This window comes from Thermopolyspora flexuosa (assembly GCF_006716785.1).
In the GTDB taxonomy this organism is placed as follows: Bacteria; Actinomycetota; Actinomycetes; order Streptosporangiales; family Streptosporangiaceae; genus Thermopolyspora; species Thermopolyspora flexuosa.
On the sequence record NZ_VFPQ01000001.1, the window covers coordinates 2,286,745 to 2,311,607 of the forward strand.

Consider the following 24,863-nt stretch of genomic DNA (forward strand, 5'->3'; position numbering starts at 1 on the left):
GTGCGAGGTACGGCCGGCACGCGCGTATCACCTGGGCACGATCTGCGTCGCGATCGTGCTGATGTTGAACAGCGCCTCGTCCGGGGACGGCTCGCCGTCCCCGCCGGCCGGCTCGATCTGCGTGGTCTGCGGCGTGGCCGGTTCGGCCTGGGCGTTCCCGGCGTCCTCCACGACGATGGAGGCCCCCGCGTCGTCGGCCGCCGCGTCGGTCTCGCTGTCGCAGTTCAGGCTGACCCGGATGCCGTCGACGCGGTTGATCGTCCACACCACCTGGTCCTGCCGGGGCGCGCCCTCGGCCGTGGTGCCGACGCCCTGAACCGTCGTCGTCCGCGTCGTCTCGCCGGTCACCGGCCCGTGACAGCGTGGCGCGGCGGCCTGCGCGGCACCCACGGTGACGAGCCCGGTGACCAGGCCTGCCAGGGCCCCCACCGTCAGCGCCCTTCCCCACATGGCGATCCCCCCGATCTGATGTGCTCTGCGGCCCGGTGAGGCCGAACAAAAGTAGATCGGCGGCGGCCCCGGGCGTACAAGCTTGAAAGGCCAAGAACAGCGTCAGGATTACCGAAGGTTCACCAAATGGATCACGTCGCCTGTCAGGTGGCAATTCTCCCTATGGCGGGCCGTCGCGGCCCCGCGGCGGCGATGGACCGGCCAAGCGCTCCGGTGGGCGGGCGCCCACGTGCGCGGTGATCGCCGGGCGGCGACCCGATCGTGCGGTTCGGGCGGAGGACTGCTACGGTGCCCTTTTGACGCGGGGTGCCCGGCATGTCCGGGCTGAGATCACACCCGTTGAACCTGATCTAGTTAGGACTAGCGGAGGGAACGTCACGTGGCAGGGGCCACCGCATTCTGCGATGAGGTGTGGGCGCGCGCGGCCAAGCTGGTGCGGGCCATTCACGAACACCCCTTCAACACCGAGCTGGAGGCAGGCACGCTCGACCGCGACCGGTTCGCGTTCTACATCGTCCAGGACTCCCGCTACCTGATCGCCTTCGGCAAGGCGCTCGCCACCGCCTCGACCCGGGCGACCGACGTCGACGAGGCCGCGTTCTTCGCCCAGGCCGCGCACACCGCGCTCGTCGTGGAGCGGAGCCTGCATGCCGGGTACATCGAGGAGTTCGGCCTGTCCGCCGCCGACCTGGAGGGCATCGTCACCTCGCCGACCTGCCTCGGCTACTCGTCGTATCTCCAGGCCACCGCGCTCGCCGAGCCGTACCCGGTGCTCGTCGCCGCGCTGCTGCCGTGCTTCTGGGTCTACGAGGACGTCGGCTCGGCCATCTTCGAGCGCACCCGGGACGTGGAGAAGCACCCCTACCGCGCGTGGATCAACACCTACGCCGACCCCGAGTTCGCCGCCTCGGTCGAGCGCGTCAAGCAGATCGCCGACCGCCACGCGGCCACGGCCGAGCCGCCGGTCCGCGAGGCGATGACGGAGGCGTTCCTCCGCGCCACCGAGTACGAGTGGCTGTTCTGGGACAGCGCCTACCGCCGGGAGACCTGGCCCACCGCCCAGTGGCTCTCCTGACCTGACGTCCGGTACGGCAGGGCCGGGCCGCCCCGCGCGGCCTGGCCCACCGGCCACGGCAGCTGCGTGGCCTTCCTGGCCGCGCTGCTCTCGGCCCCCGGGAGCCGCCGGCCCTGGATTGTCGCCATCGCGCGACGGGACGATTTCGTCGGTGGCGCCCCTCACCGACCGGTCGTCACGGCCGGTTCGGGAGAGACGGCGGCTCCGGTGTGCGGGTGACGCCTCAGCGCGGTGGGCCGGTCAGGTGTCGGCAGGGGACGACCCGGCGTCCGGCAGCACACACGGTGACCCGATGTCGATGGACAGGACACCGTCGCCGGTCTCCGCGAGTCCCAGGCGGAACCCCGTCGATCGCGAGCGTGCGATCAAATCGCGGCCGTCCGCCGTGGACGTTTCGATGACATATCCCTGCCCCTCCCAGAACCGGCGAATCTGGTGGGCTACGTCCGTCAGCCGTTCCTTCGGAATGCCGCGCAAGTAATACGCGCGATAAACATAGATGGGATCGCCGGGACCGTTATGGTCAGGGTCGCAGTAGCGCGTGTTCAGGCTCGGCCGATAGAGGTCGAGTTCGGGCTCGGGGTCGATTGCCTCGGCGGTCGCCCTCGCGATGCGTTCGACCTCGGCGCGCGCCTCCTTCTCGGTCATCGTCGGTTGGGTCGTGCTGATGGCCGGCCTTTCTTCCGGAGAATTCCCGCGAGCGGTGCATGCGGCCGCGAGGAGGGCGACCAGGAATACGACGGCTAACCGAGGCATCTATCCTCCTGCCGGTGTCGGTGAAGGAGTCGGTGTCGCTGAGGGCGCCGGAGCGGGCGAGGGGGCCGGTGTGGGCGACGGGGTCACGGTCGGTGGCGGTGCCGATGGTTTTGGGAACGGCACCAGCCTGTCGTACTGCCCGTTCACCAGGCGAGCGATGTTCCGCAGCGAAGCCGAGGGCGTGAGGGTGGCCGGGTCGATGTCCCAGTAGCTGGAGTGCGCCTTGAACGTGTAGGCGGGATCGCCGGTGTCCTCGACGTAGAACTGGTTGGCGCCGAATCGGGGGTGGCTGGGGTCGGGGCCGAGAGGACCACCCCATTCGGGCAGCCCGGTGAGCGGGTCGAAGGTGCCGGTGGGTTCCAGGGGTAGCGAACCGACGTCGCCCACCGGGTCATTGGGAGCCTCGCCCACCCAGACCGAGCCGACGCCGAGATCCCTCGCGGTCGCTGCGGCGAGGCCGGGGCTGCCGACCGCGATGAGCTGGTCGGCGAAGGTCTTCGGCCGGGCCTGGGCGGCCAGGCCCGCCAGCGTGGAGCCGTAGCTGTGTCCCAGCACGGTCAGGCGGACGCCGGCGGCGGCCTTGTGGGCGGCGTGCAGGCCGTCCGTGAAACTCACCAGCGCGGGCACGCCCGCCTTGGCGGCGTTCTGGTTCACCACGGTTCGATCGATGTAGTGAGTCTTGTCCCACTGCGGCGCGTCGTACCCCAGCCAGGCGATGGACGCGATCTTCTTGCCCCGCTCGACCAGGCGGTCGGCTTCGTCCCACAGGGTTACGGCGCGGAGGGCGTCCCCGGCGAAGCCCTCGAGCGTGGTACCGGTGCCGGGGACGTAGGCGACGACGTTGTCGGCTTCGTCAGGGTCGCCGTAGGAGATGGCGGCCTTGCCGTCCTTGCCGAGGTACAGGTCGAGCAGGAGGGCAGGCGGGCGGTTGCCCCGCCCGCCCAGGGCGAGCGCCCGGTCCACGGCCGCGATCTGGCGCATCTTCAGCTCCAGCTCGGCGATCCGGGCCTCGGCGTCGGCGGCCGAGGCGCGCAGGCGGGCGAGCTCGGCGGTGATCGCCTGCCGCTGGGCCTCCAGGTGGCGGCGGTTCGCCTGGTCGCGTACGGCCGAGGGCAGCCCGTTGAGGCGGCCGATGAGGTCGGGCGCGGTGGCGATGAGCCGGTCGCGGGCCTGCTCGTCGAGTCCGCGCCACCACGCGTTGAGCCGGAACGCCAGCGTGGCGTCCTTCCCGGTCGCCTGGAGCTCGAGCAGCCTGCCCAGGGCCGCGCGGTCGCCGGTGGCCGCGGCGGCGGTGAGCGCGCCGACGCCGTCCGGGTCGGGGGCGTGGCCGCCGAACAGGCCGAACGCGGCCGACGCCCGGGAGGCCGTGCCGTCGGGGTGCTCCCGCTGCAGTACGGCGAGCCGCCGGCGCAGGTCGGTCACCTGCTGCTGCGCCCAGAGCCCGGCCTCGGCGACCTGCCGCCCGGGGGTGGCGACGACGCTGAGCGCGGTCAGCTCCTCGACGAGCCGCTGCCCGGCCCGGGGAAGCTCCCGGGCGGCCCGGTCGAGGTCGGCGACGAGCCGGGTCATGACGCCGACGTCCATGCCGGAGAAGCGGCCGGGCACCGCCGAGGCGACGCTGATGTGGCTGACGAACCGTGGCGCGGACGCCTGCCCGCCGAGGCGGCGGATCTGCTCGGCGACCGCCTCCGCGGCCGCGGTGAACGCCTGCTGCAGCCCGGTGCGGCGTCCTTCGAGCGCCTGGGCGAAAACGGGGGCGCCGCCGCCGACCCACGCGTTCGCCGCCATCGCCCGCGCGGGGTTGTCGAGCGCGTAGGCGTGCTCCTCCGCCAGCTTGACAATTCGCGATAACCCGGCCTCCAGCTCCTGGGTCACCCTGTCCGCCACAATTTGTCAGGCTCTCACCTCGATACGGCTTGTGACCACGACTTTGATAAGTGGGCATTGAACATCGAGGTAAATGGTGAATATCCGGGAATTGCGGCCCGACCGAATCCGGCATTTGATTCCCGCCGTGGGCAAGGGTGAAGCGGCGCGGGCGGTGGGGGAGCGGCGGCGAAAAGTGGCGGCGGCCCCATCCCCGGCGCTCGCCCGTCCCGCCGCGAAAACGCCGAAGGCGGCGCGGCGAGGTGCCGCGCCGCCTCAGGTCGCGTTCGCCCGGGCTCAGCGCAAGGCCGGGGCCGCCGCCACCGGGGCGTCCCAGTCGATCACGTAGCGCTGCTCGGGCGCGAGCATCTTCTCCGGGTTGAGCACGGTCTTCAACATGAGCCGCATGAGCACCGGCATGATCGCGCCGACGATGGGGCCGGGGGCCTTGGTGCGGTTGATGCGCGCCGCGCGGGCCGCCACCCCCTCGACGCGGCCGCGCCGCAGCCGCTCGTACTCGGCGAACGCGGCGGGCACGTCCGGCAGGTCGCGCAGGCAGCGGGCGAGCTGCACCGCGCTCTCCACGGCGAGCGAGGCGCCCTGGCCCGAGCTGTTCGAGGGCGCGTGCACCGCGTCGCCGACGAGCACCATCCGGCCGCGGTGCCAGTGCGGGACGCGCGGCATGATGTGCAGCGATCCGGTGACCAGCAGGTCCTCGGGGCGGGTGGAGAGCATCAGCTCGGCGCCGGGGTCGTCGTCCGCGAAGGTGGCGCGCAGCTTCTGCAACCACGCGGTGCGGGGCACCTGCCGCGCCTCGGTGAGCGACATCGGCCGCTCCTGCGGCAGGTTCACGCCCCACCGGGTGCCGCCGCCCGGCTCGCGCCAGTACAGGTAGTAGCCGCCCTTGCCGTACGCGAAGGTCATCGTGCCGGGCGGCACGTCCACGGTGTGGCGCGCCACCGACTCGAAGCCGAGCAGGCCGGTGAAGCCCGGGCCGGGCGCGTCCGGGTCGATGAGCCGGCGCACGGTGGAGTGGATGCCGTCCGCCCCGACGAGGATGTCGCCGGTGGCGGTGGTGCCGTCGGCGAACATCGCGGTCACGCCGGTCGGCGTCTGGTGGGCGTCGACCAGGCGCCTGCCGTACGTGATCTCGATGCCCTGGGCGAGCGCCAGGTCGTGCAGGATGCGGTAGAGGTCGCTGCGGTGCACCACCTGCAGCGGCGGCAGGTCGGGCAGCATCGGCAGCTCGATCCGGCTGCGCCCGAGCGCCATCACGGTGCGCGTGATCGGGGTGGCGACCGCGCGGACCGCCTCGTCCGCGCCGAAGATGCGCAGGGCCGCCAGGCCGTTCGGGGCGAGCGCGAGCGTGCCGCCGACGCCGTCGGCCGTGCTCGGGTACGCCTCGTACACGGCGGCCTCGATGCCGGCCTTGCGCAGGGCGAGGGCCGTCACCGGCCCGGCGATGCCGCCGCCGACGACGATCGCCTTTCTGATCGCGGTCATGTTCCGTCTCCCTGTGGTCGGTCGTGTGGGGACGAACCGACCCGGGAGAGGCCCCGGCTATCCTCGTGGGTGCCAGCCTCGGGCCGGGAGCCTTCCCAGGCTCGGTTCGGGGACCGGGCCCCGGCGGGTGTTGCCGCACCGCGCCGGGGCCCTTTCTCGTCACTCGTCGGAGCGGGTGCGCTCCGCGAGGGCGCTGAGCTCGGCCGGCATCTCGCCGGTCTCGTGCACCGCCCGCCAGGCGTCGAGCCCGGGGAAGGCGCCCGACTCCAGGTCGGCGAGCAGCGCGCGGATCCAGGCCGCCTCCGCCTCCTTGAGCGCGAGGTCGTACTCGTTCTCGACGAGGAACAGGCGGGGGATGGCGCGGGCCTCCTCGGCGAGCGACGCGCGGTCGGCGGCGATGCCCGCCTCCAGCAGCCCCAGCCGCCGCCGCAGCAGCCCGGCGGCCTCGTCGGGGTGGAGAGCGGCGATCACCGACAGGCCGGCCCGGAAGCGCGGCCGCTCGTGCATCGGCGTCGAGATCAGCTCGCGTGTCCAGTCCACCAGCTCCTCGCGGCCGGCCTCGGTGATGCGGTACACGGTGCGCTCGGGGCGGCGGCCTTCGCGGGCGCTCTCCACGGCCACGATCAGGCCGTGCTTGGCCATGTTCCGGATGACCGTGTAGAACGACCCCCACTTGAAGTCCATGTCCTGCTCTTTGCCCCAGCCGCGCAGGGCCGTGGCGATCTCGTAGGGGTGCATCGGCCGTTGCACGAGCGCGGCGAGCACCGCGAGCGCGAGCAGGTTGCCGACCTTCCGCCGCTTCGCCATGTGCCGCCTCTTCCTGGATCACTCGTCAGCGATTACTTGCTTGCGAGTATACGTACGCAAGTATGGCGGGCGCAACGGCATGCGGACGCGGAGGCGCGCGGCCGGGAGACGCCGATGCTCCGCCGGCGGCGAGCGGGCCGGGGGAGCGGCCCGCGGTGGGCCGTAGCGCGAGCCCGTGGCGAGGGTGCGGTCGCATGCCCCCCGGCGGAGGGTCGCGGCGCGGTCGCGCAAGGAGACCGTGGTCAGGAGGCCGTTGGGCCCTCGAAACCGCCGTCCGGGGGGCCTACGATCGGCTCACTCCGCGTGTGCTCCCGGGGTGCGGTTGGGTCTGTGCTGGTCAGGGGCGGATCCTGAGCGGTCGATCAGAAAGTTGGCGAGATTATGGACAATCTTGTCGGCGAAAAGTACGCTCGCCCCATATGAGAACGAAAGCGGCGGTTATCCGCAAGCCTGGCGAACCTTGGGAGATCACCGAACTCGAGCTGGACGAGCCCCGGGAGGGCGAGGTCCGGATCCGGTTCCACGCCTCCGGCATGTGCCACTCCGACGAGCACCTGCGCACCGGCCACAGCGCCGGACGGCTGCCGATGGTCGGCGGGCACGAGGGCGCCGGTGTGGTCGAGGCGGTGGGCCCCGGGGTGACCAGGGTGAAGGTGGGCGACCACGTGGTCTGCTCGTTCATCCCCGCCTGTGGAACGTGCCGGTACTGCTCCACCGGGCGGCAGAACCTGTGTGACCAGGGCGCCGAGATGGTCACCGGGAAGCTCTCCGACGGCGGCTTCCGGTTCCACGACGACTCCGGCGAGGACCTCGGCGGGTTCTGCATGCTCGGCACCTTCTCCGAGCGCGCCGTGGTGTCGCAGGCCTCCTGCGTGCCGATCGACCGCGACATCCCGTTCGAGATCGCCTGCCTCGTCGGGTGCGGCGTGCCGACCGGGTGGGGCACGTCGGTCTACGCGGCCGGCGTCTCCGCCGGGGACACCGTGGTGATCTTCGGCGCCGGCGGCGTGGGCATGAACGCCGTGCAGGGCGCGGCGTTCGCGGGCGCGGCGAACATCGTCGTGGTCGACCCGGTGAAGTTCAAGCGCGACAAGGCGCTCGAGTTCGGCGCGACCCACGTGTTCGAGCGGGCCGAGGAGGCCCACGAGGCCGTGGTCGAGATGACGTGGGGGCAGCTCGCCGACCACGCGATCTGCACCGTGGGCGTGCTCACCCACGAGGTGGTGGCGCAGGCCGCGGCGATCGTCGGCAAGGGCGGCCAGGTCACGATCACCTCCGTGGGCGACCACAAGGAGGACCACATCCGGCTCGCCGCCAACGGGATGGTCGTGGGCTGGCAGCGGCGCATCCAGGGCCACGTCTTCGGCATGTGCAACCCGCTCTACGACATCCCGCGGCTGCTCCGGCTGTGGCGGCAGGGGCGGCTCAAGCTCGAGGAGCTGATCACCCGCAGGTTCCGCCTCGAGGAGATCAACGAGGGGTACCAGGCGCTCGACCGCGGCGAGCTGATCCGCGGCGTGATCATCCACGACGTCTGACCCTCGGGTGCGCGGCGCCACCCGGGCGGCGCGCCGCGCACCCGGCCGGCCGGGTCCGGGGTACGGCGGGCGTACGGCCGGCGCGGCGGGCGGGCCGGCGCGGCGGGAAACGCCTCGCGTGCGGCAAGTCGGCCGACCATGTCGGCGGCGCTCAGTAAGATGCCCAGGTCCAGATCAAGACCCGGAACCCTGGAAAGGGCAGCACGTGGCGCAGAAGGTGATTCTGGTTGACGACCTCGACAGCTCCGAGGGCGACGATGTGGCGAGACGCGAGTTCTCGCTGCTGAACCGGACCTTCGCCATCGATCTATCCGAGGCCAACCAGCGGCGGCTGACCGAGGCACTCCAGTTCATCGAGGAGGTGCTGGAGCGCTCCCGCGAGGTGAAGAAGCCATCGCGGTCGAGGAAGGCCGCCGACACCTCTCCGCGGCTGCGTGGCTACACGCTCACCGACGTGCGCACGTGGGCGCGTGAGCAGGGGATCGATGTCCCCGAGCGGGGCAAGCTCCCCGACGAGGTGATCGACAAGTTCATCGCCGCCCACCCCGACGCCGCCGCCGACGGCCCGGAGGCCGACGGGGCGGAGGCCGATGGGGCGGAGGGGACGGCCACTCAGCCGCAGCCCGAGGCGTGACCGGGCCCGCCCCGCCGGCCGGCGGGGCGGCCGCGTCCGGGGGGAGGCACGGCGCGGGCCGTGCCTCCCCCGGTTCGCGCGTCAGCGCGCGTAGACCTCGAACTCGTAGAGGGAGTAGCCGTAGGAGGTGCCGCGCCGCACCCCCTGCATGCGCACGTACCGGGCGTCCACCGGGGCGAAGGACACGTTGTCCGTCCCGCCGTCGCCGGTCTCCGTGGCGTACACCGTCGTCCAGGTGGCGCCGTCGACGGAGGTCTGGATCCGGTACGCCCTGCCGTACGCGGCCTCCCAGCGGAGGATGACCCGGGCCACGGTGCGGACCGTGCCGAGGTCCACCTGGAACCACTGATTGTCGCGGTACGAGCTCGACCAGCGGCTCGACAGGTCGCCGTCGACCGCCTTGCCCGGCGGGTAGAGCAGGTTCTCCCGGCTGGACGCGGTGGCGGTGGCGCCCTTGGCGAGGTTGCCGACCGGGTCGCCGCGGCGGGCCGGGAACGAGACCACCTGCTGGTAGGTCGGCCGGTTCTGCCAGGAGATCAGCGGGTGGCCGATGCCGCCGAGCGGCGACTGCCGTACCGCGTCGGCGCACCACTGGTCGCCCGCCGCGCACACGTCGTCGCCCGGGTAGGTGGTCGTGGCCGGCTCGGCGAGCGCGTCCGCGAGGCTGTCGAGCAGCACCGCCCGGCACCCGGCCACGGTGCCGTCCCCGCAGTACCGGCGCGGCAGCGGCGCCTGCACCGGGTCGCCGAGCACCGCGCGCAGGTCCTTGCTCACATAGCCCCACCAGCCGAACTGGAACGCCGACCCGCGGTGCGGCTGCGACTCGTTCGCCGACACCGGAAGGTCGGTCACGTCGCCCCGCATCAGGCCCGACGGCGGCTCGTCGATCTGCAGCGCGTCGACCAGCGCCCGGTACAGCTCGTCGCCGAGTCCCGGCCGGAACTGGGCGGCGACCAGCTTCGGCCACCAGGCGTCCATGATGCGGATCGCGTCCGCGTGGGCGTACCTGCGGCTGCCGGGCGAGGTCTCCTCCCGCTTGGCGCCCGCCCGCTCCCAGGCGCGGAGCTTGGCCACCGCGTCGGCGAGCGCCGGGTCGGTCACCGGGGCGGAGTCGATCACGCGCAGCAGGTCGGGCAGCACCCGCCTGCCGCGCAGGTCCACGACCGCGGCCTCGGCGACGATCCGCGCGGTCTCGGCCCGGTCGAGCCTGCCGCCGTTCGCCAGGGCCTCGCGGATCGGCCGGTCGAGCAGGTCGCCGCGGTGCACCGCGCCGAAGCTGAAGTTGCCGTCCGCCGCGCCGTAGTCCTTGGCCTGCTTGTTGTTCCAGCTCACCAGGTAGTCCTGGTCGACCGCCTGCGGGTGGGTGGACGGCGGGTGGTAGTCGGCGGTGTTGGTCTCCGGGTCGTACCCGGACCACTCGTGCGCCTTGTCGGCGACCATCGGCAGGTTCGGGTCGGAGACCGGGGAGCGGACCGGGTTGCCGCCCGACATGAAGTACGCCGACTCGGTGGCGTTCACGTAGAACCAGTTGAACGCGAACGCGATGTGCGACGCCGACTCGATGAAGCCGGCCGCGGTGCCCATCGCGTCCGGGTCGTTGAACATCTGGAAGCCGATCGCCGAGTCGGCCTCGTGGCGGTAGGTGGAGCGCAGCGTGGTGAACGCGGTCGGCACGCCGTTCACCGTGCCGCGCCAGGTCACCAGGCCGTACCGGGTGCGCTTGATCACCAGGTCGTACGAGCCCGCCGGGGTGGGGTCGGCGACGGTCGGCTTCCAGGAGTTGGTCTTGCGCAGCGTCTCCATCGGGACGCAGCGGCCCTCGTGCAGGTAGTGGTCGGAGTCGACGGTGGGCGTGCCGCCGTCCGGCTCGCAGAGGGTGAGCGCGTAGGTGTCGGTGATGTCCTGCAGGCTGGAGGTCGCGCTCCACGCGTAGTCGGTGCCGCGGCCGAGCAGCACGTACATGCTGAGCCCGGCGAACGCGGCGCCGCGCGCCCGGATGCCCGGGCCGGACAGCTCCTGCAGCATGAGCAGCTGCGGGGCGAAGTAGCCGGTCTGCGGGCCGAACACCGCGATCGGGTGGCCGTCCTTCGACCTGGCGGCGGAGATCACCACCGCGTTCGACATGCCGGGCTTGGCGTTGTCCACCACCAGCCCGGCGAGCGCCGGGAGCGCGGGCGACCCCGTCTCCGTCGTCGCGGCCCCCGCGGCCTGGGCGGAGACCGCCGAGCCGGTCTCGTTCTCGGTGACGTCGACCGGCCGGGCGCCCGGGTCGGGCAGCACCACGCCCGTGGCGCCGGCGGGCGCGGCGCCGAACGGGAAGCTCTGGCCGTCGTGCAGGGTGAGCACGGTCTCCGGGTCGTTCTGCGAGCGGAACGCCTCCCACACCCGGTCGCCCTCGGCCGTGCCGTACCTGGCCCGCGCGGCGACCCGCACCAGCGCGGACTGCATCTCCGCGCCGCCACCGCCGCCGAACAGGCCGCCGATCACCCCGGCGATCGCGATGAGGTCGGTGGCCTTGAAGTGCTTGGGGCCGCCCTTGTTGGTCACCGCGTCGAGGTGGCCGGTGAGCACGTACTCGCCGGGACAGTTCCGATTGGCCATGCACCGGTCGATGTAGGCGTTGATCCCGGCCACGTACTCGCGCACGTCGTCGTAGAGCCGCCGCCCGCGGTCCCCCATCCGCCGCAGCCGCTCCACCTGCGCCTCGAGGTCGGCCTCGGTGTACGGCGAGTTCCGCCACACGCTCTGCTCGAGCGCCCGGTTGCCCGGGGCGCCGCCCGCGAACGAGGTGAGCTCGCCGCGCCCCACGTGCCGCAGCAGGTCCATGACCCACAGCCGGTCCTGCGCGGCCGCGTACCCGGCGCCGAACATGGTCCCGGCCCGCGTGGTGCCCGTGATGTGCGGGATGCCGGTGGCCTTGTCCCGCACGATCGTCACGTCCGAGCGCGGCTTGACCGTGCTCTCCACCTGTCCGGGCGGTACGCCGAAGGAGGCGTCGTTGAAGAACCTCTCGAGCCGGTCCTCGGTGAGCCCGTTGTAGCCCGCGAGCAGGTTCGCGTACTTGGCGAGCTGGTCGCCGGTGTGCTTCGGCATGGTGCCGAGGGCCTGGTGGGCGAGGATGTCGACGAGCGTGGCGTTGCCGTTCTGCCCCGGCGGCAGGATGTCGAGGCACTGGCCGAGGCAGTGGTCGTCGGGGGAGAAGGAGGTGGCAATCGGTTGCTCGGCGGCGGCCGGGGCCGCGGCGGAGGCGGCCGGGGTCGTGGGGAGTCCGAGCGTGGTGAGCGCGACCACGGTGACGAGGGTGATCGCGCGGCGGAGGGATGGGAGGGGTGTGGGCATGGGAGGACCCCCATAAAACATGAGGCATGCTCAACCTTTGAGAGGAAGATACGATCACCCGCCGGGCCCGACAATGGCCTAATCGATCAATCCGCCCCGCCCGCCGTCGCGTGCCTCAGAGGTCGCCGATCTCGGTCAGGTCGATGTCGATGCCGAAGGGAACGGCGAGCCGCAGCCGGTCGCGGTGTATCCCGGCCGGCACGCAGGCCGGGACGGCCGGATCGAGCTCGTGCACGTACACGGTGGGGCGTCGTCGTTCTCCACCCGCCAGAAGGGGGATTGCGGCCATCGCGTAGAGCCGCGGCCTGCGCCCCCGGTCGCGCACCTCCGAACCGGGGGAGACCACCTCGACGGCGAGGACGACGTCCGCCGCCCGGCACGCGGTCGTCCCGGGCTCTCGTGCGCCTCGGCGCGGATCACGGTGAGGCCGGGCTCGGGCCGCTGCCGTGGCCCCAGCACCACGCTCATCTCCGCGGCGCACCCGGAACCCCGGCGGCGCGGTACGCCTCGTGCCGGCCTCCGGCAGATAGAGCGCGGCGGTGTGGAAGTCCGTCCGCAGCCCGGGGCGGACCAGGGTACCGTCGATCGGCTCGGTGTGGGCCGGCAGCCCGGGAACGCGATCGAGGTCGTCCGCGGTAAGGTCCTTCGGCGAAGGCGCCGGCCAGGCGGGAGTCAGCGGGTCGGTCATGCGATCACTCCGCACCGCAACCGTGGGTGTCCCGCGTAGCCGTCGCCCCGCCCGGTGTCCCGGAGTACGGCGCAGCCCGGAAGGCTCATCGGCCCGACGCGTTCCCGGCCACGCGTGGCGCAACGCGCCGGGAACGCCGGTGAGGTCCGAATCGGTTTACCGATCGGAATCGGATATGGATCGGAGTTCAGGATGGCGGTAAACCGTACGGTTCGGAACGTGCTCGTGGCCGGCGCGGTCGCCGCGGCGGCGGGGGTCGTGCTCCGGGATCTCCCGGCCTCGCTGGGCAGGCGGCCGTCGGGGCCGCGTGCCGATCGGGTGCGGCGGTCGCCGAACTTCCGCGACGGGGCGTTCCACAACCCCCCGTCGGCCGTCGCGGTGCCGATACGGCCCGGCTTCAAGGTCGTCGTGAAGCAGCTCGGTGACTTCGCGTCCCGTCGGCCGCGCGGGGACGTGCCGCTGGTGTCCGCCGTGCCGGAGCCCGTGCGCGACGGGCTGCGGGCCACCTGGTACGGCCACTCGAGCGTGCTGCTGGAGATCGAAGGGCGGCGCGTGCTGCTCGACCCGATATGGAGCAGGCGGCCGTCGCCGGTGCGGTTCGCCGGGCCGCGCCGGCTCCATCCCGCGCCGGTGCAGCTCGACGCGCTCCCGCCCGTCGACGCCGTGGTGATCTCGCACGACCACTACGACCACCTCGACATGCCCACGGTGCGCGCGCTGAGCCGTACCCAGGCCGCGCGGTTCGTCGTGCCGCTCGGCATCGGCGGCCACCTGGAGCGCTGGGGCGTGCCCGCCTCGCGCATCGTCGAGCTCGACTGGGAGGAGGAGGCGAAGGTGGCCGGCCTGCGGTTCGTCGCCACCGCCGCCCGCCACTTCTCCGGGCGCACGCTGCGCCGCAACGACACCCTGTGGGGTTCCTGGGCGATCATCGGCGACCGGCACCGCGCCTTCTACGCCGGGGACTCGGGCTACTTCGACGGCTTCCGAGGCATCGGCGCCGCGCACGGGCCCTTCGACCTCACCCTCATGCCCATCGGCGCCTACAGCACGCTCTGGCCGGACGTGCACATGACCCCGGAGGAGGCGGTCACCGCCCACCTCGACCTCGGCGGGCGGCTGCTCCTCCCGGTGCACTGGGCCACGTTCAACCTCGCCCCGCACCCGTGGGCCGAGCCCGCCGACCGCCTCTGGCGTGAGGCCAAGGCCCGCGGCGTCGACGTCACCGTGCCCCGCCCGGGCGAGCCCGTCGACATCGCCGCCCCGCCGCCGGTGGACGGCTGGTGGCAGACGCTCGCCTGACGGCCCGTCAGACGGCCTCGAAGACGAGCAGGTTGCTCAGCGTGGTACGGACCGGCGAGGTCGCCAGGCGGCCCATGATGACGGGCCGGTGGTGCTCGTGCGCGGGATCGAGGATGAGCTCGTAGCGGAACCGGGTCACCGACGGCGCACGGTCCACGTGGACGCGCACGCTCACCTCGGCGTCCGGGGCGCCGAGCTCGGCGAGCGCCTGCCGCGCGGTGATCGTCATGCAGCTGGCGAGCGCGGCCTCCAGCAGCTCGTGCGGGCGCAGCCCGGCCGCGCCGCCGACCCCGTCCTTGCACGTGTCGGCGACGCCCTCGTGCGTGCCGGAACGGAACCGGACCTGCCAGGGCGTCGCCAGAGCCGTTGCCTCGATCATGAACCCTTTCCTCACGACCGGAATGCGGCGCGTCCCAGACTAGGGCGTGTGTCCGCATAACGGGAACATCCGTCCCGCAGCGTGAGAACACCCGGGAGGCCGCCGGAAGGGCCGTGGCTCCCGTGCGGGTTCCGGTCACGAGGCGGCGTGCGACCCGCCGCCGCGGGTGGCCGCGGCGGCGGGCCTCAGGCGCCGAGCACCTCCTGGCGCAGGCGGGTCTTGATGAGCTTGCCGGCCGGGTTGCGCGGCAGCTCGCCGTCCCGGAACCAGAACCGGGTCGGCACCTTGAAGTACGCGAGCCGCTCGCGCAGGAAGGCGCGCAGCTCGTCCGGGTCGGCCGAGGCGCCGGGGGCGAGCCGTACCACCGCGCCGACCTCCTCGCCGAGCTCCTCGTGCGGGACGCCGATGACCGCCGCCTCCTCGACCGCCGGGTGCTCGTAGAGGGCGGCCTCGACCTCGGCGCAGTACACGTTCTCGCCGCCGCGGATCACCATGTCCTTGGCCCGGTCGACGACGTAGACGAAGCCCTCCTCGTCGACCCGGGCGAGGTCGCCGGTGTGCACCCAGCCGTCGATGAACGTCTCGGCGGTCTCGGCGGGCCGGTTCCAGTAGCCCATGATCACGTTCGGTCCGCGCAGGCACAGCTCGCCGACCTCGCCGGGCGGCAGCTCCTCGCCGCCGGGCCCGCAGATCTTCACGTCGCACACCGCGACCGGCAGGCCGATCGAGTCGGGCTTGGCGACGTAGTCCGGCCCGCTGTTGATGATGGCGAGCGCGGTCGTCTCGGTCATGCCGTACCCGTTCGAGGCGGTACGGCTCGGCAGCCGCGTGTTGAGGCGCTCGAGCAGCTTGGGCGGGGCGGGCGCGCCGCCGTAGCCCACCCCGCCGAGGCTGGAGATGTCGTACTTGTCCAGGCTGGGGTGGGAGAGCAGCTGCCAGGCGTTGGTGGGCACGCCGGTCATCGCGGTGACCTTCTCCCGCTCGATGAGCTGGAGCGCCCGCTCCGGGTCCCACTTGTGCATGAGCACCAGCGTGCCGCCGGAGAACATGGTCGGGATCAGCGCGGCGAAGCAGCCGGTGGCGTGGAACAGCGGCACGGTGAGCAGCGTCACCCGCGGGCCGCCCATGCCGCCGTACGGGTCGGCGCCGGCCCGGGCGCGGGTCCGCGCCAGCGCGTAGGCGACGCTCATCGGCGCCTGGCCGAGGTTGCGGTGGCTGCCGAGTGCGCCCTTGGGCCGCCCGGTGGTGCCGGACGTGTAGAAGATCGTGGCCGGGTCCTCCGGGCCGACCTCGACCGCGGGCGGCCTGGCGTCCGCGGCGACCTCGCCGAGCACCTCGTCGAACAGGCGCGCCCCCGGCGGCAGGTCCCACCCGTCGGCCCGGGCCACGATGAGCCGGGCGGCGATGTCGGAGCCGTGCAGCCGGGCGGCCCGCTCGCCGTCGGCGATGAGCACCTTCGCCCCCGAGTCGGCCAGGCCGTACTCCAGCTCGGGCGCGGTCCACCAGGCGTTGAGCGGTACGGTCACCGCCCCGGCGGCGAGCGCCGCGGAGAACGCGATCACCCACTCGGGCAGGTTGCGCATGGCGATCGCCACCCGGTCGCCCTTGGCCACGCCGTACTCCTCGGCGAGGCGGCGGGCGAGCGTGGCGGCGCGCCGGTAGTGGTCCTCGTAGCTGAGCCGTTCGTCCTCGTAGACGACGAAGTCCTTCGCCCCGTGCCCGCGGCTCGCCTCGAGCACCGCGGGGAAGTGGAGCGGGGCGTGCTTCCAGGTGCGGATCACGGTGCCGCGCACCTCGACCTCGGCCATCTCGAACAGCTGGCCGGGAGCGGTGAGCAGGGCCTCGGGGGAGGAGGTACTCATGTCCATCGACCTCCGGCGGGGACCAGGCTGATCACCCGCCAGGGTACCGACCGGTAGGTATGTAGACCAGAGGTGAATTGTCACTCCCCCGCCTGTTGCATGGCCATCCCTGCTGTTGCATACTCTTAACGGCAAGAACATAAGATGTGATGCATAGGTATGCAGGCACGGGTGCTGGAGGTGGGCGCGTGACGAGGCGTGTGGCCGTCGCCGGGGCGAGCGGATACGCGGGGGGTGAGCTGCTCAGGCTGCTGCTCGGCCACCCCGAGTTCGAGATCGGCGCGGTCACCGCGGGCGCGAACGCCGGCAGCACGCTCGGCGAGCACCAGCCGCACCTGCCCGCGCTCGCCGACCGCGTGCTCGCCGAGACCACGCCCGAGAGCCTCGCCGGGCACGACGTGGTCTTCCTCGCGCTGCCGCACGGCCAGTCCGCCGCGATCGCGCGCGAGCTGCCCGAGGACGTCCTCATCGTCGACTGCGGGGCCGACTTCCGCCTCGCCGACCCGCAGGCGTGGGCCGAGTTCTACGGCGGCGAGCACGCCGGCACCTGGCCGTACGGCCTGCCGGAGCTGCCCGGCCAGCGCGAGGTGCTGCGCGGCGCCCGGCGCATCGCGGTGCCCGGCTGCTACCCGACCGCCGCCACCCTCGCCCTGATGCCCGCGTTCGCCGCCGGCCTCGCCGAGCCCGAGGTGGTCGTGGTCGCGGCGAGCGGCACCTCCGGCGCCGGGAAGTCGCCCAAGCCGCACCTGCTCGGCAGCGAGGTGATGGGCTCGGCGAGCGCGTACGGGGTCGGCGGCGTGCACCGGCACACCCCGGAGATGGAGCAGAACCTCTCCGCCGTCGCGGGCACCAGGGTCTCGGTGAGCTTCACCCCGGTGCTCGCCCCGATGAGCCGCGGCATCCTCGCCACCTGCACCGCCCCGGCCCGGCCCGGCGTCACCGCGGCCGCGCTGCGCGAGGCGTACCAGGCGGCGGTCAAGGACGAGCCGTTCCTGCGGCTGCTCCCGGAGGGCAGCTGGCCCGCGACCGCGATGACCCTCGGCGCGAACACCGCGGTCATGCAGGTCGCGCTCGACGAGCGGGTGAACCGGATCGTCGCGGTCATCGCCATCGACAACCTCACCAAGGGCACGGCGGGCGGCGCGATCCAGAGCGCCAACCTCGCCCTCGGACTCCCCGAAGAACTCGGCCTGCCGACCACTGGAGTGGCCCCGTGACCGAACCGCGACCGGCCGCCGCGCACCGGCGGCCCGGCCCGACACCCCGCCCTGGCACCGGCGTGACACCCGGCATCGAGGAGAGGACGAGATGAGCGTCACCGCACCCCTGGGCTTCGTCGCCGCGGGCGTCGCCGCCGGCATCAAGGCGAACGGCGCCCGCGACCTGGCCCTCGTCGTGAACGAAGGCCCCTCCCGCGCCGCGGCCGGGGTCTTCACCCGCAACCGCGTCAAGGCGGCCCCGGTGCTGTGGTCGCAGCAGGTGCTGCGCGGCGGCCGGGTCAAGGCGGTCGTGCTCAACAGCGGCGGCGCCAACGCCTGCACCGGCCCGCTCGGCTTCCAGGACACCCACGCCACGGCGGAGAAGGTCGCCGAGGTGCTGGGCGACTCCGCCGGGGAGATCGCGGTCTGCTCCACCGGCCTGATCGGCGAGCGGCTGCCCATGGACAAGGTGCTCTCCGGCATCGAGCTCGCTGCCGGGCAGCTGTCCCGGGACGGCGGCCTGCCGGCCGCGGACGCGATCCGCACCACCGACACCGTCTCGAAGATCTCGTTCCGCCGGGGTGAGGGCGGCTACATGGTCGGCGGCATGGCGAAGGGCGCGGGCATGCTCGCCCCCGGCCTCGCCACCATGCTCAGCGTCATCACCACCGACGCCGACCTGCCCGCCGACGTGCTCGACCGCACGCTGCGCCAGGCGGTCGAGGTCACCTTCGACCGGGTGGACACCGACGGCTGCATGTCCACCAACGACACCGTGCTGCTGCTCGCCAGCGGCGCCACCGGCGTCGTGCCCGACCTCGACGAGTTCACGGCGAAGGTCACCGAGGTCTGCGCGGACCTCGCCCGCCAGCTCGTGATGGACGCCGAGGGCGCCACCAAGGCGATCGCGATCGAGGTGATCGGCGCGGCGAGCGTGCGCGACGCGGTCACCGTGGGCCGCTCGGTCGCCCGGTCGAACCTGCTCAAGTGCGCCATCCACGGCGAGGACCCCAACTGGGGCCGGGTGCTCGCGGCCGTCGGCGTCACCGACGCGGAGTTCGAGCCGGACCGGCTCAACGTCGCCATCAACGGCATCTGGGTGTGCCGGGGCGGCGCCGCCGGCGACGACCGCTCCAAGGTCGACCTGCGCCCCCGCGACGTCACCATCACCATCGACCTGTCGGCCGGACCGCACTCGGCGACGATCCACACCACGGATCTGACCGCCGAGTACGTCCACGAGAACTCGGCGTACTCCACATGAGCTCACCACTGAAACCGGTAGACAAGGCCGCGGTCCTCATCGAGAGCCTGCCCTGGCTGGAGCGCTTCCACGGCAAGATCGTCGTGGTCAAGTACGGCGGGCACGCCATGACCGACGAGGCGCTGCGCAAGAGCTTCGCCGACGACGTCGTCTTCCTCCGCTACGCCGGGCTGAAGCCGGTCGTCGTGCACGGCGGCGGACCGCAGATCAACGCCCACCTCGACCGGCTCGGCATCGAGTCGACGTTCACCGCCGGGCTGCGCGTCACCACCCCCGAGGCGATGGAGGTGGTGCGCATGGTGCTCGTCGGCCAGGTGAACCGCGAGGTCGTCGGGGAGATCAACCGGCACGGCCCGCTCGCCGTGGGCATGTCCGGCGAGGACGCGCACCTGTTCACCGCCGAGCGCAAGCACGCCGTGGTCGACGGCGAGAAGGTGGACATCGGCCAGGTCGGCGAGATCGTCAAGGTGGACCCGGGCGCGGTGCGCGCGCTGCTCGACGACGGCCGCATCCCCGTGGTCTCCTCGGTGGCCCGCGGCGAGGACGGCTCGGTCTACAACGTCAACGCCGACACCGCCGCCGCGGCGCTCGCCGTGGCCCTCCAGGCGCAGAAGCTGATCATGCTCACCGACGTGGAGGGCCTGTACGCGAAGTGGTCCCCGGACGGCGAGCGCGGCGAGGTGATCGACCGCATCACCGCCGACGAGCTCGCCGAGCTGCTGCCCACGCTCTCCTCCGGGATGATCCCGAAGATGGAGGCGTGCCTCACCGCGGTGCGGGGCGGCGTGCCGCAGGCGCACGTGCTCGACGGGCGCATGCCGCACTCGCTGCTGCTTGAGGTGTTCACCGACGAGGGCGTCGGCACGATGGTGCTGCCCACGCCGTAAGGAGCGAGCATGAGCCGGAACGAAGACCTGCTGGCCCGGCACCAGGCCGCCTTGATGCCGACGTACGCCCCGCAGCCGGTGGCGCTCGTGCGCGGCGAGGGCCCGTACGTGTGGGACGCCGACGGCAACCGCTACCTCGACCTGATCGGCGGCATCGCGGTGAACGCGCTCGGCCACAACCACCCCGCGCTGGTCGGCGCGGTGACCGCCCAGGTGTCGCGGATCGCGCACACCAGCAACCTGTTCGTCAACGAGCCGTCGGTGCTGCTCGCCGAGCGGCTGCAGGGCCTGCTCGGCGGCGACTGCCGGGTGTTCCTCACCAACTCCGGCACCGAGGCGAACGAGTGCGCCTACAAGCTCGTGATCAAGCACGGCAAGGCGAACGGCCGCCGCTACATCGTCGCCGCGGAGAACGGCTTCCACGGCCGCACCACCGGCGCCCTGTCGCTCACCGGCAAGGCGTCGATCCGCGAGCCGTTCGGCCCGTTCCCGGTCGAGGTGCGCTTCGTGCCGTACGGCGACGCCGACGCGCTCAAGCAGGCGGTCACCGACGAGTGCGCCGCGGTGTTCCTCGAGCCCACCCTCGGCGAGGCCGGCGTGGTCCCGCCGCCGGAGGGCTACCTGCGCACCGCCCGCGAGATCTGCGACGCCACCGGCGCGCTGTTCGTCATGGACGAGATCCAGTCGGGCGTCGGCCGTACCGGGCACTGGTTCGCCCACCAGGCCGAGAACGTCAGGCCCGACATCGTCACCCTCGCCAAGGGTCTCGGCGGCGGCCTCCCGATCGGTGCGTGCGCCGGTTTCGGCCCCGCAGGTACGATCTTCGGCAAGGGCGACCACGGCTCCACGTTCGGCGGCAACCCCGTCGCGTGCGCCGCCGCCCTCGCCGTACTCGACACGATCGAGAAGGAGAACCTGCTGGCCCACGCCACCAGGGCCGCCGAGCACCTGCACACCGGGCTCGCCGGCATCGACCACCCGCTGCTGCGCGGCGTGCGCGGCCGCGGTCTCTGGCTCGCCGCCGTGCTCACCGAGCCGGTGGCCGGGCGGGTGGAGGAGGCCGCCCGGTCGGCCGGGTTCCTCGTCAACGCGGTCCAGCCGGACGCGGTGCGCCTCGCGCCGCCGCTCGTGACCACGCTGGACCAGCTCACGAGCTTCGTGGACGCGTTCCCGGCCATCCTCACCCAGGCGGCCACGCCCCCGACCACCAAGGACCCGTCATGACCCACCCCGGCACCACCGCCGACCGGGCGGTTCGCCACTTCCTGCGCGACGACGACCTGACCCCGCAGGAGCAGGCCCAGGTCCTCGACCTCGCGGACGCGATGAAGAAGGACCGGTACGGCTACCGCCCGCTCGAGGGCCCCCGCACCGTCGCGGTGCTGTTCGACAAGAACTCCACCCGCACCCGCGTCTCGTTCGCGGTCGGCATCGGCGAGCTGGGCGGCCTGCCGCTCGTCATCGACGCCGGCCAGTCCCAGATGGGCCGCGGCGAGAGCATCGAGGACACCGCGCGGGTGCTGGAGCGCCAGGTCGCCGCGATCGTGTGGCGCACCTACGGGCAGGACCGCATCGAGGCGATGGCCGCCGCCTCCCGGGTGCCGGTGGTCAACGCGCTCACCGACTCGTTCCACCCCTGCCAGATCCTCGCCGACCTGCAGACGATCCGGGAGCACAAGGGCGACCTCGCCGGGCGCGTCCTCGCCTACCTCGGCGACGGCGCCAACAACATGGCGCACTCCTACCTGCTCGGCGGCGCGACCGCCGGCATGCACGTGCGCATCGGCGCCCCGGACGGCTACCGGCCGGACCCGGCGATCGTGGCCGACGCCGCGGCGATCGCCGCCCGGACCGGAGGCTCGGTCGAGGTGCTGGCCGACCCCAAGGCCGCGGCCGAGGGGGCGGACGTGATCGCCACCGACACCTGGGTGTCGATGGGGCAGGAGGGCAAGGACGAGCGGGTGGCCGCGCTGCGGCCGTACCAGGTCAACGCCGGATTGCTCGCCGTGGCGGCTTCGGACGCGATCGTGCTGCACTGCCTGCCCGCCTACCGTGAGATGGAGATCACCGCCGAGGTGCTCGACGGACCGCAGAGCGTGGTGTGGGATCAGGCGGAGAACCGGCTGCACGCGCAGAAGGCCCTGCTGGCGTTCCTGCTGGAACAGTCCGGAGGCTGACCGTGAAGATCCCGACGACGAAGGCGGCCCGGCACGCCCGGATCGCGGAGCTGCTCCGGCAGCAGCCGATCCGGTCCCAGCCCGAGCTCGCCAAGCTCCTCGCCGAGAGCGGCCTGGAGGTCACCCAGGCCACGCTCTCCCGCGACCTGGAGGAGCTCGGCGCGCTCAAGCTGCGTGCCGAGGACGGCTCGCTCGTCTACGCGCTCCCGGGCGAGGGCGGGCACCGCATCCCGCCCGCCCGGGTGGGCTCCTCGGAGACGCCCGCGGCCCGGCTGCGGCGCATCGCCGAGGAGCTCCTCGTCTCCGCCGAGGCGTCCGCGAACCTGGTGATCGTGCGGACCCCGCCGGGGGCGGCCCAGTTCCTCGCCTCGGCGATCGACCACGCCGGGTGGGAGTCGATCCTCGGCACCGTGGCGGGCGACGACACGATCCTGGTGATCGCCCGCGACCCGCAGGGCGGGGACGCGGTCGCCGAGGCCCTGCTGCGGGCGGCGGACCGGCGCGCCTGACCGCCTCACCGTACCCGGAAGCCGGCGTACCGGAGGCACGCCGGCCTTTCGTCATGCGGTCGCGCCCGCCGCCGATCACTTTCTGTAATTTTCCATGTGAATTCTGTTGGCCGCCGTGCCTCATCCGCCGTCCCGGCCCACGCCCGTGCCGCCGGCCCGGATCCGGCCTCTGCCTGCCACCGGGTACGTGACGGCGCCGCGGGTGAGCTAGGGTCGCGGATTGGACAACGGGTGCGGCGCACCGGATCTGAGGAGGAGACAAGGGTGGCGGACAACTCCGGCGGCAAGCCGCTGCGGCTGTGGGGCGGTCGGTTCGAGGGCGGCCCCGCCGACGCGCTCCAGCGGCTGTCGGTCAGCGTGCAGTTCGACTGGAGGCTGGCGCCGTACGACCTGCTCGGCTCGCGGGCGCACGCGCGCGTGCTGCACCGGGCCGGCCTGCTCACCGACGACGAGCTGCGGCGCATGCTGGAGGCGCTCGACGACCTGGAGCAGGCGTGCAAGACCGGCGAGTTCCGGCCGACCGTCGCCGACGAGGACGTGCACACCGCGCTCGAGCGCGGCCTGCTCGAGCGGCTCGGCTCGCTCGGCGGCAAGCTGCGCGCCGGACGCAGCCGCAACGACCAGATCGCCACCGACCTGCGGCTCTACCTGCGCGACCACGTGCGGCGCATCGTGTCCCGGCTGGTCGAGCTGGAGACCGCGCTGATGAACCAGGCCGAGCAGCACGCCGACACCGCCGCGCCCGGCATGACCCACCTGCAGCACGCCCAGCCGGTGTCGTTCGGCCACCAGCTCCTCGCCCACGTGCACGCGTTCGCCCGGGACGTCGACCGGCTGCGCGACTGGGACCGGCGCGCCGCGATCAGCCCGCTCGGCTCCGGCGCCCTCGCCGGCTCGTCGCTGCCGCTCGACCCGCAGGCGGTCGCCGAGGAGCTCGGCTTCGACGCCGCCGCGCCGAACTCGATGGACGCCGTGGCCGACCGCGACTTCGCGGCCGAGTTCCTGTTCTGCGCCGCCATGATCGGCGTGCACCTGTCCCGGCTCGGCGAGGAGATCGTGCTGTGGGCCTCGCAGGAGTTCCGGTGGATCGAGATGGACGACGCCTACTCCACCGGCTCGTCGATCATGCCGCAGAAGAAGAACCCCGACGTCGCCGAGCTCGCCCGGGGCAAGAGCGGCCGGCTGATCGGCAACCTCATGTCCCTGCTCACCACGCTGAAGGGCCTGCCGCTCACCTACAACCGGGACCTGCAGGAGGACAAGGAGCCGGTCTTCGACGCGGTCGACACCCTGCTGCTCGTGCTTCCCGCCATGGCCGGGCTCGTCGCCACCATGCGGGTGAACACCGCCCGGCTGGAGCAGAGCGCCCCCGAGGGCTTCGCGCTCGCCACCGATCTGGCCGAGCTGCTGGTGCGCAAGGGCGTGCCGTTCCGTGAGGCGCACGAGGCGGTCGGCCACCTGGTCGTGTACTGCCAGGTGAACGACAAGGACTTCGCCGACCTCACCGACGAGGAGCTGGCGAAGGTGTCCCCGCACTTCACCGCCGCGCCGGCCGACGGCGTCGACGGCAAGGACCTGCCCGGGGTGCGCGAGGTGCTGAGCGTGCCGGGCGCCCTCGCGGCCCGCAAGGCGTACGGCGGCACCGCGCCCGACCGGGTCCGCGAGCAGCTCGCCGCGCTCCGCGAGGTGGTCGACGCCCAGGCCGCCTGGGCGAACGGGAACAACTGACCGCGCGGTGGCCCGCACGCCCGGCGTGACCGCGGAACCGGCCTCCGCCTCCTGGCGGCTGCTCGACCGGTCGTTCTTCGACCGGCACCCGGCGGAGGTCGCCCCCGACCTGCTCGGCCGCGTCCTCGTGCACGACTCGCCCGGCGGACGGGTCGCGGTACGGCTCACCGAGGTCGAGGCGTACGGCCTGCCGGGCGAGGACCCGGCCTCGCACAGCTACCGGGGGCGGACCCGCCGCAACGCGGTCATGTTCGGGCCACCGGGCCACCTGTACGTGTACTTCATCTACGGCATGCACTTCTGCGCGAACCTGGTGTGCATGCCGGAGGGCTCCGGCGCGGCCGTGCTGCTGCGGGCCGGGGAGGTGGTCGCCGGGGCCGAGCTCGCCCACGCCCGCCGTACCGGGCGGCGGGTCCCGCCCGGCGAGCCCGCCGCGGACACCGGCACCGGGACGCCGGCCGCGGCCCCGGTCCGGGAGCTCGCCCGGGGACCGGCGCGGCTCGCCGTGGCGCTCGGGTTCGCGCGCGAGCACGACGGCGTGGACTGCTGCGGGGAGGGGCCGGTGCGCGTGCTCGAGGGCCTGCCGCCCGACCCGGCGCGCGTCCGCAGCGGCCCGCGGACCGGGGTGCCGAACGGCAAGCACACCCCGTGGCGGTTCTGGATCGACGGCGACCCCACGGTGTCGCCCTACCGGGAGCACCGGCCGCGGGCCCGCTGACGGGCGGCGCGCCGCTCGCCGTACCCGTGGCCATTCCGTGATCGACTTCGGCGGCCCGGGCCGCCGCCGCGGCCGTGGGTTTGTCCCATCCCTTGGTAGCCTTCTGGTGTTCGCGATGACCAAGGCGGGCTCGCCGCAGGGCCTGCGGTGACCGGGCGTGGTGACCTCGCCGAAGGGCGCCCGCG

At 73.1% G+C, this 24,863-nt stretch carries 21 protein-coding genes and 1 riboswitch; of the genes, 12 read left to right on the forward strand and 9 right to left on the reverse strand.

Translation table 11 applies throughout. From position 1 onward, the window contains the following. Positions 1-27: 27 nt before the first annotated feature. Positions 28-429: a hypothetical protein gene (locus tag FHX40_RS09635; protein WP_142259288.1), complete on the reverse strand. Its 402-nt coding sequence runs from the start codon at positions 427-429 to the stop codon at positions 28-30. A 313-nt stretch (positions 430-742) separates the two neighbouring features. After that, positions 743-840: riboswitch (TPP riboswitch) on the forward strand. On the opposite strand from FHX40_RS09635, the gene tenA reads away from it, so the two are divergent. Continuing rightward, entirely contained in the window at positions 830-1,525 is a 696-nt protein-coding gene (gene tenA / locus FHX40_RS09640; protein WP_142259289.1) for a thiaminase II, read from the forward strand. (Overlaps the previous riboswitch by 11 nt.) 240 nt (positions 1,526-1,765) lie before the next feature. Here the strand turns inward: tenA and FHX40_RS09645 are convergent, their stop codons facing one another. From FHX40_RS09645 to FHX40_RS09660, 4 genes are all read right to left on the reverse strand, one after another. Further along, entirely contained in the window at positions 1,766-2,173 is a 408-nt protein-coding gene (locus FHX40_RS09645) for a hypothetical protein (RefSeq protein ID WP_142259290.1), read from the reverse strand. Positions 2,174-2,281: 108 nt separating this feature from the next. Further along, the gene (locus FHX40_RS09650) at positions 2,282-4,168 is read right to left on the reverse strand and encodes an alpha/beta hydrolase (protein ID WP_229789111.1); all 1,887 of its coding nucleotides are present in this window, start codon (positions 4,166-4,168) and stop codon (positions 2,282-2,284) included. Between the two features lie 276 nt (positions 4,169-4,444). Continuing rightward, the gene (locus FHX40_RS09655) at positions 4,445-5,650 is read right to left on the reverse strand and encodes an FAD-dependent oxidoreductase (RefSeq protein WP_142259291.1); all 1,206 of its coding nucleotides are present in this window, start codon (positions 5,648-5,650) and stop codon (positions 4,445-4,447) included. Positions 5,651-5,809: 159 nt separating this feature from the next. Further along, positions 5,810-6,457, reverse strand: coding sequence for a PadR family transcriptional regulator (locus tag FHX40_RS09660; RefSeq protein ID WP_142259292.1), 648 nt, complete (start codon positions 6,455-6,457; stop codon positions 5,810-5,812). A 419-nt stretch (positions 6,458-6,876) separates the two neighbouring features. Between FHX40_RS09660 and FHX40_RS09665 the strand changes: the two genes are divergently transcribed. Then, positions 6,877-7,995, forward strand: coding sequence for an NDMA-dependent alcohol dehydrogenase (locus FHX40_RS09665; RefSeq protein WP_142259293.1), 1,119 nt, complete (start codon positions 6,877-6,879; stop codon positions 7,993-7,995). 205 nt (positions 7,996-8,200) lie between these two features. Continuing rightward, positions 8,201-8,629 (forward strand): histone-like nucleoid-structuring protein Lsr2, encoded by a 429-nt coding sequence (locus FHX40_RS09670; protein ID WP_142259294.1) that lies wholly within the window; start codon positions 8,201-8,203, stop codon positions 8,627-8,629. An 81-nt stretch (positions 8,630-8,710) separates the two neighbouring features. On the opposite strand, the gene FHX40_RS09675 is transcribed toward FHX40_RS09670, so the two are convergent. Then, a complete protein-coding gene (locus tag FHX40_RS09675) occupies positions 8,711-11,968 on the reverse strand; it encodes a penicillin acylase family protein (protein ID WP_142259295.1) in 3,258 nt (1,085 codons plus the stop codon). 115 nt (positions 11,969-12,083) lie between these two features. Further along, positions 12,084-12,656, reverse strand: a complete 573-nt coding sequence (locus tag FHX40_RS09680; protein WP_229789109.1) for a PDDEXK family nuclease — start codon at positions 12,654-12,656, stop codon at positions 12,084-12,086. Between the two features lie 219 nt (positions 12,657-12,875). On the opposite strand from FHX40_RS09680, the gene FHX40_RS09685 reads away from it, so the two are divergent. After that, on the forward strand, positions 12,876-13,955 hold the full coding sequence (locus tag FHX40_RS09685) for an MBL fold metallo-hydrolase (protein ID WP_244941588.1): 1,080 nt from the start codon (positions 12,876-12,878) through the stop codon (positions 13,953-13,955). 7 nt (positions 13,956-13,962) lie between these two features. On the opposite strand, the gene FHX40_RS09690 is transcribed toward FHX40_RS09685, so the two are convergent. Further along, positions 13,963-14,334: an OsmC family protein gene (locus FHX40_RS09690; protein WP_142259297.1), complete on the reverse strand. Its 372-nt coding sequence runs from the start codon at positions 14,332-14,334 to the stop codon at positions 13,963-13,965. 185 nt (positions 14,335-14,519) lie between these two features. Next, positions 14,520-16,196 carry a class I adenylate-forming enzyme family protein gene (locus FHX40_RS09695; protein ID WP_229789108.1) on the reverse strand — a complete coding sequence of 559 codons (1,677 nt, stop codon included), beginning with the start codon at positions 16,194-16,196 and terminating at the stop codon, positions 14,520-14,522. A 188-nt stretch (positions 16,197-16,384) separates the two neighbouring features. Between FHX40_RS09695 and argC the strand changes: the two genes are divergently transcribed. The 8 genes from argC (at position 16,385) to FHX40_RS09735 (ending at position 24,678) form a co-directional block, all read left to right on the forward strand. Continuing rightward, a complete protein-coding gene (argC, locus tag FHX40_RS09700; RefSeq protein WP_142259299.1) occupies positions 16,385-17,413 on the forward strand; it encodes an N-acetyl-gamma-glutamyl-phosphate reductase in 1,029 nt (342 codons plus the stop codon). 91 nt (positions 17,414-17,504) lie between these two features. After that, on the forward strand, positions 17,505-18,659 hold the full coding sequence (gene argJ / locus FHX40_RS09705) for a bifunctional glutamate N-acetyltransferase/amino-acid acetyltransferase ArgJ (protein WP_142259300.1): 1,155 nt from the start codon (positions 17,505-17,507) through the stop codon (positions 18,657-18,659). Then, positions 18,656-19,546, forward strand: a complete 891-nt coding sequence (gene argB, locus FHX40_RS09710) for an acetylglutamate kinase (RefSeq protein ID WP_142259301.1) — start codon at positions 18,656-18,658, stop codon at positions 19,544-19,546. The genes argJ and argB overlap by 4 nt, the downstream gene beginning before the upstream one ends. A gap of 9 nt (positions 19,547-19,555) precedes the next feature. Beyond that, positions 19,556-20,770 carry an acetylornithine transaminase gene (locus FHX40_RS09715; RefSeq protein WP_142259302.1) on the forward strand — a complete coding sequence of 405 codons (1,215 nt, stop codon included), beginning with the start codon at positions 19,556-19,558 and terminating at the stop codon, positions 20,768-20,770. Next, on the forward strand, positions 20,767-21,723 hold the full coding sequence (gene argF / locus FHX40_RS09720; protein ID WP_142259303.1) for an ornithine carbamoyltransferase: 957 nt from the start codon (positions 20,767-20,769) through the stop codon (positions 21,721-21,723). Before FHX40_RS09715 ends, argF begins: the two co-directional genes overlap by 4 nt. 2 nt (positions 21,724-21,725) lie before the next feature. After that, entirely contained in the window at positions 21,726-22,232 is a 507-nt protein-coding gene (locus tag FHX40_RS09725) for an arginine repressor (RefSeq protein WP_142259304.1), read from the forward strand. 264 nt (positions 22,233-22,496) lie between these two features. Continuing rightward, positions 22,497-23,960: an argininosuccinate lyase gene (gene argH / locus FHX40_RS09730; RefSeq protein ID WP_142259305.1), complete on the forward strand. Its 1,464-nt coding sequence runs from the start codon at positions 22,497-22,499 to the stop codon at positions 23,958-23,960. Positions 23,961-23,985: 25 nt separating this feature from the next. After that, positions 23,986-24,678 carry a DNA-3-methyladenine glycosylase gene (locus FHX40_RS09735; protein ID WP_189136276.1) on the forward strand — a complete coding sequence of 231 codons (693 nt, stop codon included), beginning with the start codon at positions 23,986-23,988 and terminating at the stop codon, positions 24,676-24,678. Positions 24,679-24,863: the final 185 nt, after the last annotated feature.

Coding starts and splice junctions, on each gene's coding strand:
- FHX40_RS09645 (WP_142259290.1), bottom strand. CDS start 2,173: ATGACCGAGAAGGAGGCGCGCGCCGAGGTCGAACGCATCGCGAGGGCG.
- FHX40_RS09655 (WP_142259291.1), bottom strand. CDS start 5,650: ATGACCGCGATCAGAAAGGCGATCGTCGTCGGCGGCGGCATCGCCGGG.
- FHX40_RS09660 (WP_142259292.1), bottom strand. CDS start 6,457: ATGGCGAAGCGGCGGAAGGTCGGCAACCTGCTCGCGCTCGCGGTGCTC.
- FHX40_RS09665 (WP_142259293.1), top strand. CDS start 6,877: ATGAGAACGAAAGCGGCGGTTATCCGCAAGCCTGGCGAACCTTGGGAG.
- FHX40_RS09675 (WP_142259295.1), bottom strand. CDS start 11,968: ATGCCCACACCCCTCCCATCCCTCCGCCGCGCGATCACCCTCGTCACC.
- FHX40_RS09680 (WP_229789109.1), bottom strand. CDS start 12,656: ATGACCGACCCGCTGACTCCCGCCTGGCCGGCGCCTTCGCCGAAGGAC.
- FHX40_RS09690 (WP_142259297.1), bottom strand. CDS start 14,334: ATGATCGAGGCAACGGCTCTGGCGACGCCCTGGCAGGTCCGGTTCCGT.
- FHX40_RS09695 (WP_229789108.1), bottom strand. CDS start 16,196: ATGAGTACCTCCTCCCCCGAGGCCCTGCTCACCGCTCCCGGCCAGCTG.
- argJ (WP_142259300.1), top strand. CDS start 17,505: ATGAGCGTCACCGCACCCCTGGGCTTCGTCGCCGCGGGCGTCGCCGCC.
- argB (WP_142259301.1), top strand. CDS start 18,656: ATGAGCTCACCACTGAAACCGGTAGACAAGGCCGCGGTCCTCATCGAG.
- FHX40_RS09715 (WP_142259302.1), top strand. CDS start 19,556: ATGAGCCGGAACGAAGACCTGCTGGCCCGGCACCAGGCCGCCTTGATG.
- argF (WP_142259303.1), top strand. CDS start 20,767: ATGACCCACCCCGGCACCACCGCCGACCGGGCGGTTCGCCACTTCCTG.